This is a genomic window from Halomonas campaniensis, assembly GCF_002211105.1.
Lineage (GTDB): Bacteria > Pseudomonadota > Gammaproteobacteria > Pseudomonadales > Halomonadaceae > Vreelandella > Vreelandella campaniensis_A.
Window position 1 is genome coordinate 18,569 of record NZ_JPUA01000030.1, and the last position, 17,168, is coordinate 35,736.

Consider the following 17,168-nt stretch of genomic DNA (forward strand, 5'->3'; position numbering starts at 1 on the left):
GCGGCCTAGCAAGGTTACAAAGCCGGCGCGATCGTAGATGACCTGCCGGGCCTCAGGCTCTATCCAGCGAAACAGGGGCTCGGCGGCCGACATGGTAACGACGCTAATCATTAGCAGCGCTCCCCAAAGCAATGGCCATAGCCATGGCGGGGCTTTTTTGTGGGACTGGGCGACGCTTAGCGAGTTACTCACGCGGGTTTCCATTATCCAGTTGAGCCTCCTTGATAATTCTCCGCAACGATAGCTCGCCGACCGGTACATCATGTTGATCAACAACGGTCAATCGGTCGCTATGATCGCGCAGCATCATGGAGAGCGCCTGACGGAGCGAGAAAGTACCGGGGATACGCGACGGAGCGGGTAAGGTAGGCCCCATGGAGGTCATATGATCTTTTACCCGGGTTAGCGCCGCCTGTTTCAGCCCTCTTTCCAACCCACCCAACAGCGACTCGACAAAAGGGTCGGCAGGGTTTTGCAGTAGCGCCAAGGGAGAACCCTGTTGCACGATTCGACCTTCACGCATGACCACCAAGTGATCCGCCAGCTTAAGGGCTTCATCCATATCGTGGGTTACAAACAGCACGGTTTTGTGCAGCCGCGCCTGCAGCTTGGCCAGTTCATCCTGTAGCTTTTCACGGGTAATAGGGTCAAGCGCGCCAAAGGGTTCGTCCATCAGCAGAATATCCGGGTCTGCCGCCAAAGCACGTGCAACGCCCACTCGCTGCGCCTGCCCCCCGGAAAGCTGATGGGGATATTTATGCGCAAACTCATCAACCGGCAAACCAAGCAACTGCATTAACTCAGCCACCCGAGACTGAACATCGGCTGCTGACCACTTCAATAACTGCGGCACCAGGCCAATATTGCGCGCCACCGTCCAGTGGGGAAATAGCCCGGTGTGCTGAATCACGTAGCCAATCCTGCGGCGAAGCTTCACCGGGTCGTACACATCTATCGCCTGCCCATCGAGAATAATGTCGCCTTCGCTGTGCTCAATCAAGCGGTTAATCATGCGCAGCGTGGTCGATTTACCACAGCCCGATGTACCCACTAAGGCGCAGAATTTACCCTTGGGCACCCGGAGAGAAATGTCGTCCACAGCGGTTTCATCCCCAAACTGCTTGGATACGTGGGAGAGTTCGATCATGTTGTTCCTCCGGGGCGCAGCGCTTCTGCCAAGGCACCTAAGCCCGCATCCACCACCAGAGCCAGCATTAAAATAGGCAGCGCGCCAAGCAGCACCATATCCATGGCGGCTTGGCCCAAGCCTTGAAAAATGAAAGTACCCAGCCCGCCCGCACCAATCAGGGCGGCAACAGCAGTAAGCCCAATTGCCTGTACGGTGGTAATCCGCACGCCTTCCAAGAGCACCGGGAGCGCCAGCGGTAACCGCACTTGCCAAAACCGCTGTCCAGCACGCATGCCCATTCCTTTGGCGGCTTCTAAGGTCTCGGGACTCACTTGTTCAAGCGCGGTGTAGGTATTGCGCACAATAGGCAGCAGGCTATAGGCAATCAGTGCAATTAAAGCGGGCGTAGTGCCAATACCGCTAACGCCAAGCTGGCCTAAAAAAGGCACGGTGGCGGCAAGCCAGGCTAGCGGCGCCAGCAATAGACCGAATAGCGCCAAGCTGGGAATGGTTTGAAGAAAATTGAGCACTGCGAACGCGCCCTTCTGGAGCCTGGCATAGCGTCGCATCAGCATGGCAAGCGCTAGCCCAAGCACAATACTCACGCTGACGGCGATACCGACCAGCTTAATATGCTGCGCGACGGCACTTAGAAACTGCTGATCACGAGCTTTAAATTCTTGAACGAGGGCTAGCGTTTCCAGCCCAAAAGCTGCACAGAGCCACCACACCACCGCAACACCGCATAACAATAGCGTGGGCCATATCCGCGTGAGATTTAAGCGTAAACGCAGTTCCACTAAGCACAGTAGCAGTACAAACAGAACAACCCAATACGCCGTTCCCAAGCCTAAACGCGCTTGGGGCATCTCAGGGTCAATCAGTAAATAGCTGCTCGCCATCAACCCCACCGGCATTAGTGCCATGATCACTATCACCGCGGCTAACAGTGCTCGATAGTGGCGATGGGTTGGCTGACACGCGAGAATACCAATAAAGGAAAGCAGTAGCGTTGCTAATAGCGCACCTGGCCACCCAAAAGCCTCCAGTGCGCCATACCCTGTCCCCAACACAATCCGGTTGGGGGCCATGCTGACCACATCAAAGAACCAGAATGCGGCCAGCATAATAAGGCTCAGGCTAACGAGCACAACGTTAGGGTGCCACCCTTCCCAACGAAGCCGCGGGGTGGGCAGTGCATCCATCAACGACATTAATTAGTTATCCCGAGCGTTAGCATTAATTTATAAGAGTACCAGGCATTAATTATTAAGCGTATCGAGGTAGTCACTGGCCACTTGGGAGGGAGACAACCCGTTAACGGCGACATCGGCATTGAGTGTTTGCAGCGTAACCAGGTCAAGGGTGGTAAAAACGTCATTGAGCAGCGTTTCAATTTCTGGATAGGCTTCAAGTACGCTTTCACGAACCACTGGGGCAGGCTGATACACGGGCTGCACGCCCTTCGTGTCTTCCAATACCACTAGCCCCAGCGCACTTAAGCCACCGTCCGTACCATAAGTCATGGCACCATTAACGCCGCTGGTCTGTTGGGCAGCGGCACGCATGGTAGCGGCGGTATTACCACCAGAGAGCACCAGCAGTTGATCATCACTTAACTCAAAACCGTAAGCTTTCTGGAACGCAGGCAGGGCTTGCTCAGACTCGACAAACTCAGCGCTGGCGGCGAACTTGAACTCTCCCCCATCAGCCAAATAGGTGGCGAGATCTTCTAGACTCACCAGCTCATTCTCCTCGGCGAGATCTTCGCGGACGCTCATTGCCCAGGTGTTATTAGCACTGGCAGGCTGTAGCCAAATCAAGCCCTGCTGCGCATCACGCTCGCGGACGGTTTCATAAGCCTGATCAGCATTATTCCATACAGAGCTGTCGGTCATATCGAAAAAGAACGCGCCATTACCGGTGTATTCCGGGTAAAGATCAATTTCCCCGGCTTCTAACGCGGCGCGTACGACGCTGGTGCCACCCAGCTGCAACCGATTTTGAGTGGCAATATCGTGGCGTTCCAGCGTTTGAATAATCAGCTCGCCCAGCACCGAGCCTTCTGTATCGATTTTGGACGACACCACCACGGGCTCGTTAGCGCTGACTTGGGAGAATGCCGCGAGGGATACGACACAAGCAGCGATTAAGGGCTTAGCAATGAAAGGATTGGCTGAAAAGCGCATCTTTAAATTCCTTTTGAAGTGGGCTTATAAACGACGGAGGCTCTTATATAGTCATTATAAGAGCCTCCTGCGTTTAAGTTAGCGCATAAGCCGCCAACGAGAGATAAAGGTTTTGGCTCAAGGTGCTTCTAATACCCAAGACGTGCCTTCCCGGGAGTCCTTGAGAATAATCCCTAAAGCGGCAAGCTCATCGCGAATTGCATCCGCTTGGGCGAAATCTTTATTCACCTTGGCCTCAATGCGCTGAGCAATTTTCGCTTCGATCTCGCTCTCGCTGAGCGGCATACCCTGCTGCTGCGTGCCTTTCAAGAACGTTTGGGGCACTTGCTGGAGAAGCCCCAAAACAGACCCAAGCTGCTTTAACTCGCCCGCCAGCTTAGCCGCTTCAATAGGCTGCTCCTGTTTGGCGCGATTGACCTCCCGGGCCAGCTCAAACATCACCGCCAGAGCTTCAGGGGTATTGAAGTCGTCGTCCATTACCTGGGTAAAGCGCTGACGATAAGTCGAGGCATCACCGCTTGTCTCACCCTCTTCTTCGCCCAGTTCAAGACCTTCCAGCGCTGTGTACAGGCGCGTTAGCGATTTACGCGCCTCGGTCAGTGAATCCACCGAGTAATTGATGGGGCTACGGTAGTGACTGGCCACCAGCAGAAAACGCACCACTTCTGGGTCGTGCTCGGCCAATACATCGCGGATGGTGAAGAAGTTGCCCAGGGATTTAGACATCTTCTCCTGGTTCACCCGCACGGCGCCAGCGTGCATCCAGGTATTGACGTAGGTTTTTCCTGTGGCCGCCTCGGATTGAGCGATCTCATTTTCATGGTGTGGGAAGGTTAAATCCGGCCCGCCGCCATGAATATCGAAAGTGTCGCCTAAGCAGCATGTCGACATTGCCGAGCACTCGATGTGCCACCCCGGACGACCGTTACCCCAGGGTGACGGCCAGTGCGCCTCCCCTGGTTTAGCGGCTTTCCAGAGCACGAAGTCGAGAGGATCCTCTTTATGAATATCCACATCGACCCGGCTGCCTGCGCGCATATCGTCGAGCTGGCGATTATTGAGCTTGCCGTAATCGGCAAATTTGCGCACCCGGTAGTAGACATCACCATTATCGGCCGTGTAGGCAAAGCCTTTTTCAATCAGTGTTTCAATCATCGCCACAATATCGTCGATATGCCCCGTGGCACGGGGCTCATGACTAGGCGGTAAAACAAACAGGCGCTGCTCATCCTCATGCATGGCGTCAATCATACGCTCCGTCAGCGCAGTGATGCTTTCGCCGTTCTCATCGGCACGCTTGAGGATCTTGTCATCAATGTCGGTAATGTTGCGCACGTAGTTAACGTCATAGCCACGCTCACGCAGATAGCGGGTGATGACATCGAAGGCAACCATGACGCGGGCATGCCCCAGGTGGCAGTAGTCATACACCGTCATGCCGCAGACATACATGCTCACTTTGCCCGCTTCCAGCGGAGTGAAAGGCTCTTTGCGACGCGTCAGCGTATTGTAAATATGCATATGGCTATCCATGTTGTTTCTGGGCATTAGCCCTTCTGCTTGATTTTAGCCCAGCTGTCTTTTAAGCCTACGGTACGGTTAAACACCAAATGCTCTGGTGTGGTGTCATGGCGATCCGCGCAGAAATAGCCGACACGTTCGAACTGGTAGCGTGACTCAGGCGTCGCCTCGGCAAGACTTGGCTCACCGATGGCCTGGCAAACGACCAAAGACTCCGGGTTCAGATGCTCAAGAAAGTCGACATCTTTATCCCGATCAGGCTGCTCAACGGTAAATAGGTTGTCGTAAAGACGCACTTCCATCGGCACACCGTGGGCAGCGCTAACCCAGTGAATAACACCCTTCACCTTACGTCCTTCGGGATTTTTACCCAGCGTATCGAAATCCACCGAGCAGTGCAGTTCACTGATCTCACCGGCGGCGTCTTTGATCACCTCGTCACAGCGAATCACGTAGCTATTGCGCAGGCGTACTTCCTTGCCCGGCGCCAGGCGGAAGAATTTTTTAGGCGCATCTTCCATAAAGTCGTCTTGGTCGATATACAGCTCGCGGCTGAACGGCACCTGACGCACCGCCATATCTTCACGAGCGGGGTGACCAGGGACTTCGTAGATCTCCTGGTGATCTTCAGGCACGTTAGTGAGCACGACTTTCAGCGGCTTTAACACACACATGGCCCGCGGGGCATTGTCTTCAAGATCTGAGCGAATGGCGTGGGTCAACATAGCGATATCCACCAAGCCACCGTCGGCACGAGTCACGCCAATCATCTCGCAGAATTTACGAATTGACGCTGGCGTATAGCCACGGCGACGCATGCCGGAAATCGTCGGCATACGCGGATCGTCCCAGCCATCGACAATTTTTTCGTCAACCAGCAGTTTCAGTTTGCGCTTGGAGGTCAGGGTGTAGTCGAGATTCAGCCGCGCGAACTCAATCTGGCGCGGTTTCGAGGGTACCGGCAAATTATTCAAGAACCACTCGTACAAAGGGCGGTGATCTTCGAATTCCAGCGTGCAGATTGAGTGGGTAATTCCCTCAATGGCGTCCGACTGACCATGGGTAAAATCGTAGGAGGGGTAGATTTTCCACTTATCGCCGGTTTGGTGGTGGCTGGCGTGGCGAATGCGATAGATAATCGGATCGCGTAAATTGATATTGGGTGACGTCATATCAATCTTGGCGCGCACCACCTTTTCGCTTTCGCCAAACTCGCCTTCACGCATACGCGCCAGCAAATCCAGGTTTTCTTCGGTGCTTCGCTCGCGGTAGGGGCTGGGTTTACCCGGCGCCGTCAGGGTGCCGCGATACTCCCGAATTTCGTCCGGCGAGAGATCATCGACATAAGCTTTGCCTTCACGCATTAAGTGCTGCGCCCAGGCGTAGAGCTGGTCGAAGTAATCGGAGGCAAAACGCACCGGGCCTGCCCATTCAAAGCCTAGCCAACTGACGTCCTCTTTGATCGCATCGATATAGGCCTGCTCTTCTTTGGCAGGGTTGGTGTCGTCAAAACGTAGATGACACTCGCCACCCATTTGCTCCGCCAACCCGAAATTTAGACAGATCGACTTTGCATGGCCGATATGCAGGAAGCCATTAGGCTCCGGGGGGAAGCGCGTCACGATTTTAGTGACCTGGCCGCCCTCGAGTTCGTCGCGTACTTGGTTGCGAATGAAGTTCGGCGCTGGGGTGGTCTCGTTGGTCATGATGGTGTTGATAACCTCGTGGTGGATGGCGTGCTGAGCCGTGAAGACATAGGATACCCCTATAGCCCTTCGCGGTGCAGGGCAAAACCGCTATTATAACGTGACGCCGATGCACAGCGCCAAGGCGAACGCCTTTATTGAACAGGAATTTATCTATGATCGTATTACAGACGAACCATGGTGACATCACCATCGCCCTTAACCACGAAAAAGCGCCGATTAGCGCGGCGAATTTTGAGCAGTATGTGCGCGACGGCTTTTATGACGGCACCCTGTTCCACCGCGTCATCGACGGCTTTATGGTGCAAGGGGGCGGTTTCGATAAGGAGTTTAACCAAAAGCCTACCCGCGATCCTATCCAAAACGAAGCTGATAACGGCTTGAAAAACACCGTTGGCACATTAGCGATGGCACGCACCCAGGATCCCCACTCTGCCACTGCCCAGTTTTTTATCAATGTGGGCGACAATAGCTTTTTGGATCACAGCGGTAAAAGTCTGCAAGGCTGGGGCTATGCGGTGTTTGGCGAAGTCGTTGAGGGTATGGATGTAGTCAACGAGATTAAAAACGTAACGACAACCCGCCGCGGCATGCATGCCGACGTGCCCGCGGAAGATGTCATTATCGAGCGTGCGTACGTCAAAGACGCTGAATAACACTGGGAGCCTTATGCGCACACTGCTTGTTGCCGACCTCCACCTGAGTAGCGATACCCCCGAGATCAATCAGGGGTTTTACCGCTACTTAGAGCACACCGCTCCAGGCGCCGACGCGCTGTATATTCTTGGTGATCTTTTCGATGCCTGGATTGGCGATGATCTTCTTGACGCCAATACGCATCCGCTTAGCGTTGTTGCTCATGACCTGATTCGCCGTTTGCGCAAACTTAGCAGCGACGGCACTGCGGTGTACCTCATGCATGGCAACCGGGACTTTCTGCTGGGCGAGCGTTTTATAAACGCCTGCCAGGCATTTCTACTACCGGATATTGAGGAGGTGGAAATCCAAGGGGTGCCCGTTTTACTGCTCCATGGCGATAGTTTGTGTACCCAGGATGAAGCGTATATGGCTTTTCGCAAGCAGTCGCGGGATCCAGAGTGGCAGGCACAGATGCTGGCACTCCCTTTGGAACAGCGTGTAGCACTTGCCCAGAGCTTGCGTACGCAATCCGGCGAAGCCAATGCGAATAAAGCTGAAGCCATTATGGATGTGACGCCCCATGAAGTCATTGCGCTGATGGAGCGCCATGGATTGACCACCATGATTCACGGTCACACCCACCGCCCCAAAGTGCATGACTTAACGGTTGAAGACGTACCGGCCAAGCGCTATGTACTCGGCGATTGGGATACCCAGCACGGCTGGGATATTATCATTGAGCGCGCCGACCATACGGTACCTCGACTACGTCAGTTCTCATTGACGGAACCACCTGATTCCTAAACGCCGTTTACAGGTATAAAAAAGCCGATCTCACGATCGGCTTTTTACTCTTGCTGTTTAAATCGGGCTTAAGCGACCCTATCGCTCTATGTCGGCATCGCTACGCAGGTCATCAATTAACCCCTGCAGCACCGACTGGGCACGCAACTGCTCAGCCATTTGCGCAACGAACGCCTCCAACTGATCATCGACCTCACCTACGCTTACGCTATCCAACGCCACTACCGCCACTCCTTGCGGCAGTTCAACCGTGCGATAGACGCTTTCGCCCTCGTCTGGGCGCGCCATGCGGAAGGCTTCCTGAACAATCAGTTGAGGTACGGTGGTATCCGCCTGTCGGCTTATGCCGTTGGCTTCGAGCCAGTCAACGTCATCTTGCTGACCCTCTCGCAGAGTGGCGACCAGTGCCTCGCCCTCTTCACGCAGTGCTTGCTGCTGTTTCTCTGCGGCCACGGACATTTCAACATCCTCGCGCACTTCATCAAGCGGTAGCAGAGTCGCATCCCGCTTTTCAGCAACCCGCAAGACTAGGCGACGATCCTGATCCAGTTCGATTACTTCGCTGTTGTAGCCCTCTTCAAAGACGTCGTTGCTGAAGGCCGCTGACATTACGCCAGGCTCGGATAGCACCCCTTCAACCTCATCATCACGAGCGAGCCAATCGCTCTCCTGCAGCGTCAGATCGAGCTCATCGGCAACGCTTTGTAAGTCATCGGCAGCGAAGCTCTCGTCGATCAGCTGTTGAACCCGCTGGTTGAACTCATCATCAACTTCGCGCAGCGCTACTTCCCGCGCTAGCTCATCGCGCTGCTCTTCAAAGGTGGGCCCCTGAATATCAGTCACCTGGATGATGTGGAAAGCGTTATCCATCTCAACCGGCTGGGACACATCCCCCTCTTCGAGACCAAAGGCCGCATCATCAAAAGTGTCGCCGAAGAAACCTCGGCTGATCACACCCAGATCGCCGCCCTCTTCAGCACTGGCGGTATCGTCTGAGTAGCGTAAAGCGGTATCTGCAAACGACTCACCACTCTCCAATGCCTCACGCGCGGTCTCAGCCAACTGCTGCGCTTCATCGCGGGTGCGCTCATTGCCAAAGGTAATCATAATGTGGGATACGCGGCGATCAGCATCACGGTTTTGCTCACGCCATGCGTCACGCAGTACCTCTTCGTCTACATCACGCTCCTCCGCCATTGTTTGGCGGTCAATGAGCACATACTCAAGGCGTACCTGTTCGGGCCGTTCATAGCGCTCTTGATGGGCATCGTAATACGCTTGGAGATCATCATCGCTAACGTCGATATCGACATCCAGATCATCACCATCCAGCACCACGTAGCGGAAACTGCGCTGCTGACGCTGTAATTCGGCCAGGCGCTCTTGCTCGTTTGGCAGGCTGAAATCGCTGAAGGCTAAGCCTTGCTGTAAATGCTGACGCTGTATGTCTATACGTAGCTCTTCACGAAAAGAGACCGGTGTATAGCCAGCGCCGGCGAGACGGTTACGGAACACCTCCGCAGAGAAGCGCCCATCCTGATCATGAAATTCCGGCAGGCTGACAATTAATTGATCTAGTTGCTGTTCAGAAACGGCAAAGCCACCCTCTTCAGCGTATTGGGATAACAACTGCTGGGTGATGAGTTGGTCAAGCATATCGTTGCGCAAGGCGCGCTCTTGTTCTGGCGGCACTTGGCCTGAACGCAGCGCGCGCTGAACCTCAAGCTCAACCTGCTGGCGCATTATCGGCTGACCGTTGACGCTCGCTACTTCGTTCGGATCGCTGCCAAAAAGCCCAAACAGTGACTCAATCCCGAAAAGGGCCATGGCCGCAACCATAACACCGATAATAATTTTGGCACCCCAGCTCCTGGAGCCATCTCGAATACTTTGCAGCATGCTAGCCTCAGATAGTCACAGCCAAATACATTGGCCCGCTTAACTCAAATGAACAGTGGGCCTGAAAATAACATGGGCGCATCGCCAGTGCGATGCGCCCATAAGGTTACAGCAAACGCGGTCAAATTAGTTGACGGCGTCTTTCAGCGCTTTACCTGCTTTGAAGCTGGGTACTTTGGCAGCACTGATCTGGATTGGTTGACCCGTTTGTGGGTTACGGCCAGTTCGAGCTGCACGCTCTTTGATCGCGAAGGTACCAAAACCTACCAGTGATACGCTTTCGCCCTTCTTAAGGCTATCGGTGACAGACTCCACCATGGCATCCAATGCGCGGGTTGCCGCTGCTTTAGGAATATCTGCAGACGCGGCAATGGCTTCAATCAGCTCGGACTTATTCACTCTTCACCCCTTGACTGTTTCAAAAAAATGGCTCTGAACGGCATGGTCACCGATGGATACGACGATCAAAGCATAGCTGCGTTTTATAGCAATGCCTTGAAACATCTGTCAAGCAACCATGTCGCGAGATACCCGCCATACAAGCAGCGGGCTTATACTAAGTATAATTAAAGACCAGGAAGGACTTTAACTGCTTAATGAGTGCTAGCTACGACGTTATTACTAAACGATGCTTCGGTACTTTGCAATGGCGCACCGTCCTCTACCTTATCAGCTAGCGCTACGGCTAAGACATCATCTATCCAGCGTACCGGACGAATATCCAATGCACCTTTGATATTGTCAGGTACTTCCTTGAGATCACGGCGGTTTTCTTCAGGAATTAGCACTGTCTTTATACCACCGCGGCGGGCTGCCAGCAATTTCTCCTTCAACCCACCGATCGGCAATACTTCACCACGTAGATTGACTTCACCGGTCATAGCTACGTCACAACGCACAGCTCGCTGGGTATAAGCGGAAACAATTGCCGTCACCATGGCGATACCCGCGCTGGGCCCATCTTTCGGCGTTGCCCCTTCGGGAACGTGAATATGCAGATCCTCTTTTTCGAACCGCTCGGGATCAATACCGTACGCTTCGGCTCTGGCACGCACCACCGTATGGGCTGCACTTACCGACTCTTTCATCACATCGCCCAGTGAACCGGTCTTGTTAATTCGCCCTTTACCCGGCGTCACCACGGACTCTATGTTGAGCAGCTCGCCACCCACCGATGTCCATGCAAGGCCTGTCACTCGGCCGATCTGGTCGTCTTGTTCCGCCAAGCCGTAACTGTAGCGACGTACGCCAGCGTAATGCTCGATTTGCTCTGCCGTTAAGCTCTGACCCGCTTGCTTAGCTTTCGGGTCACGCTCTGCCTCAAGCCTTTCACGCAGTACCTTGCGCGACACCTTGGCAATCTGCCGCTCTAACTCACGCACACCTGCTTCTCGCGTGTAATAACGAATAAGCTCTAAAAGTGCGCTATCTTCCAGCGCTAACTCATCGCCTTTCAATCCGTTGGCGGCTAATTGTTTGGGCAATAAGTAGCGCTTAGCGATCGCCAGCTTCTCATCTTCGGTGTAACCCGGCAGACGAATGATCTCCATGCGATCGAGCAGTGCGCTGGGAATATTCATCGAGTTAGCGGTACAGATGAACAGCGTTTCGGAGAGATCGTAGTCGAGCTCCAGATAGTGATCGCTAAAGCTGTTGTTCTGCTCAGGATCGAGCACTTCGAGCAGCGCAGAAGCAGGGTCACCGCGGTGATCCATACCTAGCTTGTCGACCTCATCCAATAGGAACAGGGGGTTTTTAACCCCGGCCCGGCTCATGCGCTGCATCAACTTACCCGGCAACGAGCCAATATAAGTACGCCGATGGCCGCGAATTTCCGACTCATCGCGGACACCACCTAGCGCTAAACGCACATATTTGCGGTTAGTCGCGCGGGCAATGGACTGGCCAAGCGAGGTCTTACCCACCCCAGGCGGCCCGACGAGGCATAGCACAGGGCCTTTCATCTTGCGTACACGCTTCTGTACGGCAAGATATTCCAGGATGCGCGCTTTAACCTCTTCCAGCCCGTAGTGATCCTCATCCAGCACCTGCTGCGCCTTGACGAGATCATGTTTTACCCGGGTACGTTTTTTCCATGGAACCGCGATTAACCAATCCAGATAAGAGCGCACCACGGTGGCTTCGGCGGAGTTCGAGGCCATCATTTTGAGCTTATTGAGCTCTTGGGTGGCTTTCTCAGACGCCTCCTTCGGCATACCGGACTCTTGGATCGCCAGCTCGTACTTCTCGGCCTCGTTGGGCACATTATCCAGCTCACCCATCTCTTTCTGGATGGCTTTCATCTGCTCGTTGAGGTAGTACTCGCGCTGGGTTTTCTCCATCTGCTCTTTGACTCGAGAGCGGATGCGCTTCTCTACTTGCAGCAGGTCGATTTCAGACTCGATCAGCGCCATCAGGTGCTCAATACGATCACGCACCCGATCCATCTCAAGTAGCTCTTGCTTGTCTCCAATTTTAAGCGACAGGTGGGCACAAATAGTGTCCACCAAGCGGCTTGGATCCTCTATCCCCGACAGTGAATTAAGCACTTCGTTGGGGACTTTCTTGGAAAGCTTAACGTACTGCTCGAACTGATTGAGCAACACGCGAACCAGCGCTTCCTGCTCACGGCTGGTCAGCGGCTCACTCTCACGGGGCGTTAAGTGCGCCTGGGTGTAGCCTGCAGCATTCTCTTCGACACTCAGTACATCCGCTCGAAAATTACCCTCAATGAGCACTTTGACCGTGCCATCGGGCAACTTAAGCAGTTGCATGATATCGGCCACGGTGCCCATCGCGTAAAGATCCGCGTTGTCAGGCTCATCTTGAGACGCTTCACGCTGAGCCACCAGTAGCACACGCTTATCAGCCTCCATCGCCGCTTCGAGCGCCTGGATAGACTTTTCACGACCTACAAAGAGAGGGATAACCATTTGCGGATAAACAACCACATCGCGCAATGGCAAAAGGGGTAGACATTGTGTCTGTTCGGCGTTCTGCTGCATCGCAGACGTTCCTCGACAAATCGGATGAGTACTTAAAAGAGTACTTGGAAAAGTACTGCACACTTTTCAACATGCTATCGATTAAGGCGTTAGCACTGAAATAGGCTAGGCAGTAACACTTCACGAATTAGGCTTTATAGCGCTCTATAACAGCAAGGGGTCGCCTAGGCGACCCCTTGGTATAGCGCAAGCGGGTTGAAGCTGGGCCGCGATACTCGACTAACCACTAACCATCAGTGCCGTCGACACGCGCTTCTTCCTGCTGAGAGTAGATCAACAGCGGCTCGCTCTCACCGGCGATCACCGAGGCATCGATGACGACTTTGCTGACGCCTTCAAGCGACGGAATTTCATACATGGTATCCAGCAAAACTGACTCTAAAATAGAGCGCAGCCCACGAGCACCTGTCTTCCGCTCCATGGCTTTTTCAGCCACAGCACGCAACGCTTCATCTCTAAATTCAAGCGTTACATCTTCCATTTCAAACAATTTAGCGTACTGCTTGACCAGCGAGTTCTTGGGCTCTGTCAGGATCTGCACCAGGGCATCTTCAGTGAGTTCCATTAGCGTTGCGATGATCGGCAAACGCCCCACGAACTCCGGAATCAAACCAAATTTAACCAGATCATCAGGCTCCACATCAGCCAGCAGCTCACCCACCCCGCGGGAGGACTCCTTGCTTTTCACCGCTGCATTGAAACCGATGCCGCCCTTCTCAGCGCGGTCACGGATAACTTTATCCAGCCCCGCAAAAGCACCGCCGACGATAAACAGGATATTACCCGTGTTAACCTGGACAAATTCCTGCTGGGGGTGTTTGCGTCCACCTTGAGGCGGCACAGAAGCCGTCGTACCTTCAATTAGTTTCAGCAATGCCTGCTGAACGCCCTCACCCGACACATCGCGAGTGATCGAAGGGTTATCCGATTTGCGTGAAATCTTGTCGATTTCATCGATATAAACAATGCCGCGCTCAGCTTTCTCGACGTCGTAATCGCATTTCTGCAACAGCTTTTGGATGATGTTTTCGACATCTTCACCGACATAGCCGGCTTCCGTCAGCGTGGTTGCATCCGCAATGGTAAAAGGTACATTCAGTAGCCGAGCCATGGTTTCCGCAAGCAGCGTTTTACCGCTACCAGTGGGGCCAATCAGCAGAATGTTTGATTTACCTAGCTCTACATCGCCGTCACGCACGTCGGTTTTCAGACGCTTGTAGTGGTTATACACCGCTACAGAAAGCACCATTTTGGCGCGATCCTGTCCGATGACGTAATCATCAAGCGTATGACGTATTTCACGAGGCGTAGGTAAACGCTCCTCATCGCTCTCGGCATCGGCTTCGAGAACTTCCTCGCGAATGATGTCATTACACAAGTCGACACACTCATCGCAGATATAGACGGATGGGCCCGCAATCAGCTTACGTACTTCGTTTTGGTTTTTACCGCAAAACGAGCAGTAGAGCAGTTTGCCACCTTCGTCCTTGCCTTTGCCGTCGGCCATTCGTATACCTCTGTCACTGCGGCGGCTTTCGCCGCCGGAAAAGCTCGTTAGAAAAGCAGAATCCTATCACGCTATCAGGATGTAGGCCGCTTATCCAGCACTGCATCAATCAAACCATACTCTTTGGCTTTATTGGCGCTCATGAAATTATCCCGATCGGTATCACGGGAAACGGCTTCAATATCCTGCCCTGTGTGGTGGGCAAGGATTTGGTTCAGTTTTTCGCGAATACCGAGAATTTCACGGGTATGAATTTCAATGTCAGATGCTTGACCTTGGTAACCACCCAGCGGCTGGTGAATCATTACACGGGAGTTGGGTAGGCAGTAACGCTTGCCAGCAGCACCCGCTGTTAATAGCAGCGCCCCCATACTGGCCGCCTGGCCAATACATACCGTTGAGACATCTGGCTTCACAAACTGCATAGTGTCGTAAATCGACATACCCGCGGTAACAGAGCCACCTGGCGAGTTGATATACAGGTGAATATCTTTATCAGGATTTTCTGATTCCAGAAATAACAGCTGGGCGACAACCAGATTAGCCATGTAGTCTTCTACAGGGCCTACCAAAAAGATCACGCGCTCTTTTAACAGGCGTGAGTAAATGTCGTAGGCTCTTTCCCCTTTGGCGCTCTGCTCAACCACCATGGGTACTAGACCGCCGGCGTTTTGAATATCAAACTCACTCATTCAGGTGATTCCTTGCGTCCGGGAAGGGAAAGGCGCACCGACATACAGGTGCGCCACGCTCCAGGGTGTTAGGCGCTCGCTTGCTCGCCCTCTTCGGCACCCTCATCTTGCTCTGCCTGCTGTTGCGCAGCGGCAAGGGCTTGTTGGTAAGACATTTCAACGTCTTTAATGTTCGTTTGCTCAAGCAGCTTAGCCACCGCTTTCTCTTCGAGAATGGCAGATTTAACCTGGGTTTTCAGCTCTTCATTACCCATGTAGTAGCTAACCACTTCATCAGGATCCTGGTACTGCTCAGCCAGCTCAGTTACTTTGGCTTTGATAGCCTCATCGTCAGCATCAAGCTCGTTAGCCTTGATCACTTCAGCCAACAGCAAACCGACCTGAACGCGGCCTTTGGCCTGCTCTTCGAACAGTTCATTGGGGAGCTGACTGACATCAAAATCTTCGCCCAGACCAAATTGCTGAGCCGCCTGACGCTTCATGCCATCTGTCTCTTGCTGAACCAGCGCACTGGGCACAGGAATCTCGTTAACCTTTTTCAGCGCATCAAGTACTTGCTGCTTAACCCGGTTATCGACAGCTTGCGACGCTTCACGGGTCATGTTCTTCTTGATTTCAGCGCGGAACTTCTCCTGATCGCCACCTTCGACGCCAAAACGCTCGATAAACTCAGCGTCAACTTCGGGCAGTTTCTGACTGCTGACCTTGTGCACGGTTACCTTGAAGGTGGCTTCTTTACCGGCCAAATGCTCGGCCTGGTAATCCTCAGGGAAAGTGACGTTTAGGGTCTTCTCTTCACCGGCTTTGGCGCCAATCAGCTGCGCCTCAAAACCAGGGATAAAGCTATTGGAACCAATGACCAGTGTGTGGCCTTCGGCGCTACCGCCTTCAAACGGCTCATCACCGATGTAACCCTGGAAGTCGATAGTGACTTGGTCGCCGTCAGCGGCCGCAGCGTCCACTTCTTCCCAGGCAGCATTTTGCTTACGCAGCGTGTCGATCATCTCATCGACATCCGCATCGCTAACTGCAACCACCGGGCGCTCAATCTCAGTACCTTCGATAGAGGTCAGCTCAACCTGCGGGTAGACTTCCATAACCGCAACGAACTCTAGATCTTTGCCCGACTCATTGACCGATGGTTCAATTTTCGGAAAGCCAGCCGGGTTCAAGCCCTCTTCGGTAATAGCGCGCACATAACGCTCACGCATTACTTCGCTGACCACCTCGTTACGAACGTCTTGGCCGTAGCGCTGCTGAACTACTGCCATTGGCACCCGGCCCTGGCGAAAACCATTCAAGCGAACGTTCTTCGCGGTGTCTTTCAAGCGAGCACTAACGGCCCCGTCAATTTCGGCAGCCGGCACTTGAATGGTAATGCGGCGTTCGATCTGGGAGGTCGTCTCGACAGAAACTTGCATGAATTGTCCTCTAACGGCTGGGCGTTGTGTTGATTGCATGTAATTGTGCTGATCGCATCTAAAAAGATCAAAGGGGTAATTTTAAGAACCCTAACGCATGGTGGCAAGCGCCATGCTCGCAACATGGGGGCAGTCATTTTAAAAACAAGGGAATATGCGAGCAATTAACCGCTTTATGGCGTGTATGGGTTAATTTTCAGCCCCACGCTGCGTCATTTTTACCATTCTACTGCTTTGTACGCTTTGCAGCGACTTTTTCAGTCGCTGCAGAAAAAACGCTAGCCAGCTTGGCGCTCACCTGACCACCATAGGCTTAACGCATGCAGCAGCACCCCAAGAGTGGCGCCATGGGAGAGCAACACCTGCCAGCTAATCCACTGCGTAAATAGCGCATGCCAGCCCCCCATCACGATCATTCCCAGCAGCAGCATCATGACTAGCCGTTTGCACAACTGCGGCAGGCGTCGACGCGCCTCAACGGCCAGTAGGCGCCACTGCACAACGGTCGCCAATGAGACCACTACCAAGGCGAAGAGAGTCAGCGTCTGGCGGGTTTCATGTCCGCCCGCCATGTAGCGAGGCAGGGTTGCCAACATAACGATGCACAAGCCCAGCGCGACGCTAATGCGCTCAGGCGAGATAGACGCCCGCTGCAT

General features: G+C 53.6%; 14 protein-coding genes and 1 pseudogene. 2 read left to right on the forward strand and 13 right to left on the reverse strand.

Going from position 1 to position 17,168, the window contains the following annotated elements; all coding sequences use genetic code 11:
- From JI62_RS22620 to JI62_RS11315, 6 genes and pseudogenes are all read right to left on the reverse strand, one after another.
- Window positions 1-192 (reverse strand): annotated as a pseudogene (locus tag JI62_RS22620) (ABC transporter permease); the annotation flags it as partial.
- Entirely contained in the window at window positions 185-1,147 is a 963-nt protein-coding gene (locus JI62_RS11295) for an ABC transporter ATP-binding protein (RefSeq protein ID WP_088700260.1), read from the reverse strand. The gene JI62_RS11295 and the pseudogene JI62_RS22620, both read right to left, overlap by 8 nt.
- Window positions 1,144-2,343, reverse strand: a complete 1,200-nt coding sequence (locus tag JI62_RS11300; protein WP_088700261.1) for an ABC transporter permease — start codon at window positions 2,341-2,343, stop codon at window positions 1,144-1,146. The genes JI62_RS11295 and JI62_RS11300 overlap by 4 nt, the downstream gene beginning before the upstream one ends.
- A 48-nt stretch (window positions 2,344-2,391) precedes the next feature.
- Window positions 2,392-3,318 carry a glycine betaine ABC transporter substrate-binding protein OsmF gene (gene osmF / locus JI62_RS11305; protein WP_088700262.1) on the reverse strand — a complete coding sequence of 309 codons (927 nt, stop codon included), beginning with the start codon at window positions 3,316-3,318 and terminating at the stop codon, window positions 2,392-2,394.
- Between the two features lie 117 nt (window positions 3,319-3,435).
- A complete protein-coding gene (gene cysS, locus JI62_RS11310) occupies window positions 3,436-4,839 on the reverse strand; it encodes a cysteine--tRNA ligase (protein WP_170938540.1) in 1,404 nt (467 codons plus the stop codon).
- A 26-nt stretch (window positions 4,840-4,865) separates the two neighbouring features.
- The gene (locus JI62_RS11315) at window positions 4,866-6,545 is read right to left on the reverse strand and encodes a glutamine--tRNA ligase/YqeY domain fusion protein (RefSeq protein ID WP_088700263.1); all 1,680 of its coding nucleotides are present in this window, start codon (window positions 6,543-6,545) and stop codon (window positions 4,866-4,868) included.
- A gap of 155 nt (window positions 6,546-6,700) precedes the next feature.
- Between JI62_RS11315 and JI62_RS11320 the strand changes: the two genes are divergently transcribed.
- Together JI62_RS11320 and JI62_RS11325 are read left to right on the forward strand one after the other, a co-directional pair.
- Window positions 6,701-7,201, forward strand: a complete 501-nt coding sequence (locus JI62_RS11320) for a peptidylprolyl isomerase (protein WP_088700264.1) — start codon at window positions 6,701-6,703, stop codon at window positions 7,199-7,201.
- 13 nt (window positions 7,202-7,214) lie between these two features.
- Entirely contained in the window at window positions 7,215-7,988 is a 774-nt protein-coding gene (locus JI62_RS11325; RefSeq protein WP_088700265.1) for a UDP-2,3-diacylglucosamine diphosphatase, read from the forward strand.
- 78 nt (window positions 7,989-8,066) lie between these two features.
- Here JI62_RS11325 and JI62_RS11330 read toward each other — a convergent pair whose 3' ends face one another.
- The 7 genes from JI62_RS11330 to JI62_RS11360 form a co-directional block, all read right to left on the reverse strand.
- Window positions 8,067-9,887, reverse strand: coding sequence for a SurA N-terminal domain-containing protein (locus JI62_RS11330; protein WP_088700266.1), 1,821 nt, complete (start codon window positions 9,885-9,887; stop codon window positions 8,067-8,069).
- Window positions 9,888-10,013: 126 nt separating this feature from the next.
- Window positions 10,014-10,286, reverse strand: coding sequence for an HU family DNA-binding protein (locus JI62_RS11335; protein WP_007114333.1), 273 nt, complete (start codon window positions 10,284-10,286; stop codon window positions 10,014-10,016).
- A 194-nt stretch (window positions 10,287-10,480) separates the two neighbouring features.
- Window positions 10,481-12,892, reverse strand: a complete 2,412-nt coding sequence (gene lon / locus JI62_RS11340) for an endopeptidase La (RefSeq protein ID WP_088700267.1) — start codon at window positions 12,890-12,892, stop codon at window positions 10,481-10,483.
- A gap of 226 nt (window positions 12,893-13,118) precedes the next feature.
- Complete coding sequence (gene clpX, locus JI62_RS11345; RefSeq protein ID WP_088700268.1) at window positions 13,119-14,399, reverse strand: ATP-dependent Clp protease ATP-binding subunit ClpX; 1,281 nt, start codon at window positions 14,397-14,399, stop codon at window positions 13,119-13,121.
- Between the two features lie 74 nt (window positions 14,400-14,473).
- A complete protein-coding gene (gene clpP, locus JI62_RS11350; RefSeq protein ID WP_088700269.1) occupies window positions 14,474-15,091 on the reverse strand; it encodes an ATP-dependent Clp endopeptidase proteolytic subunit ClpP in 618 nt (205 codons plus the stop codon).
- A 68-nt stretch (window positions 15,092-15,159) separates the two neighbouring features.
- Entirely contained in the window at window positions 15,160-16,512 is a 1,353-nt protein-coding gene (tig, locus tag JI62_RS11355) for a trigger factor (protein ID WP_088700270.1), read from the reverse strand.
- A gap of 278 nt (window positions 16,513-16,790) precedes the next feature.
- Complete coding sequence (locus JI62_RS11360; protein ID WP_088700271.1) at window positions 16,791-17,168, reverse strand: hypothetical protein; 378 nt, start codon at window positions 17,166-17,168, stop codon at window positions 16,791-16,793.

What these genes read in the sequence shown, in the direction of transcription:
- JI62_RS11295 (WP_088700260.1), bottom strand. Translation starts at nt 1,147, where the DNA reads ATGATCGAACTCTCCCACGTATCCAAGCAGTTTGGGGATGAAACCGCT.
- JI62_RS11300 (WP_088700261.1), bottom strand. Translation starts at nt 2,343, where the DNA reads ATGTCGTTGATGGATGCACTGCCCACCCCGCGGCTTCGTTGGGAAGGG.
- osmF (WP_088700262.1), bottom strand. Translation starts at nt 3,318, where the DNA reads ATGCGCTTTTCAGCCAATCCTTTCATTGCTAAGCCCTTAATCGCTGCT.
- cysS (WP_170938540.1), bottom strand. Translation starts at nt 4,839, where the DNA reads ATGCATATTTACAATACGCTGACGCGTCGCAAAGAGCCTTTCACTCCG.
- JI62_RS11315 (WP_088700263.1), bottom strand. Translation starts at nt 6,545, where the DNA reads ATGACCAACGAGACCACCCCAGCGCCGAACTTCATTCGCAACCAAGTA.
- JI62_RS11320 (WP_088700264.1), top strand. Translation starts at nt 6,701, where the DNA reads ATGATCGTATTACAGACGAACCATGGTGACATCACCATCGCCCTTAAC.
- JI62_RS11325 (WP_088700265.1), top strand. Translation starts at nt 7,215, where the DNA reads ATGCGCACACTGCTTGTTGCCGACCTCCACCTGAGTAGCGATACCCCC.
- JI62_RS11330 (WP_088700266.1), bottom strand. Translation starts at nt 9,887, where the DNA reads ATGCTGCAAAGTATTCGAGATGGCTCCAGGAGCTGGGGTGCCAAAATT.
- lon (WP_088700267.1), bottom strand. Translation starts at nt 12,892, where the DNA reads ATGCAGCAGAACGCCGAACAGACACAATGTCTACCCCTTTTGCCATTG.
- clpX (WP_088700268.1), bottom strand. Translation starts at nt 14,399, where the DNA reads ATGGCCGACGGCAAAGGCAAGGACGAAGGTGGCAAACTGCTCTACTGC.
- clpP (WP_088700269.1), bottom strand. Translation starts at nt 15,091, where the DNA reads ATGAGTGAGTTTGATATTCAAAACGCCGGCGGTCTAGTACCCATGGTG.
- tig (WP_088700270.1), bottom strand. Translation starts at nt 16,512, where the DNA reads ATGCAAGTTTCTGTCGAGACGACCTCCCAGATCGAACGCCGCATTACC.
- JI62_RS11360 (WP_088700271.1), bottom strand. Translation starts at nt 17,168, where the DNA reads ATGCAGCGGGCGTCTATCTCGCCTGAGCGCATTAGCGTCGCGCTGGGC.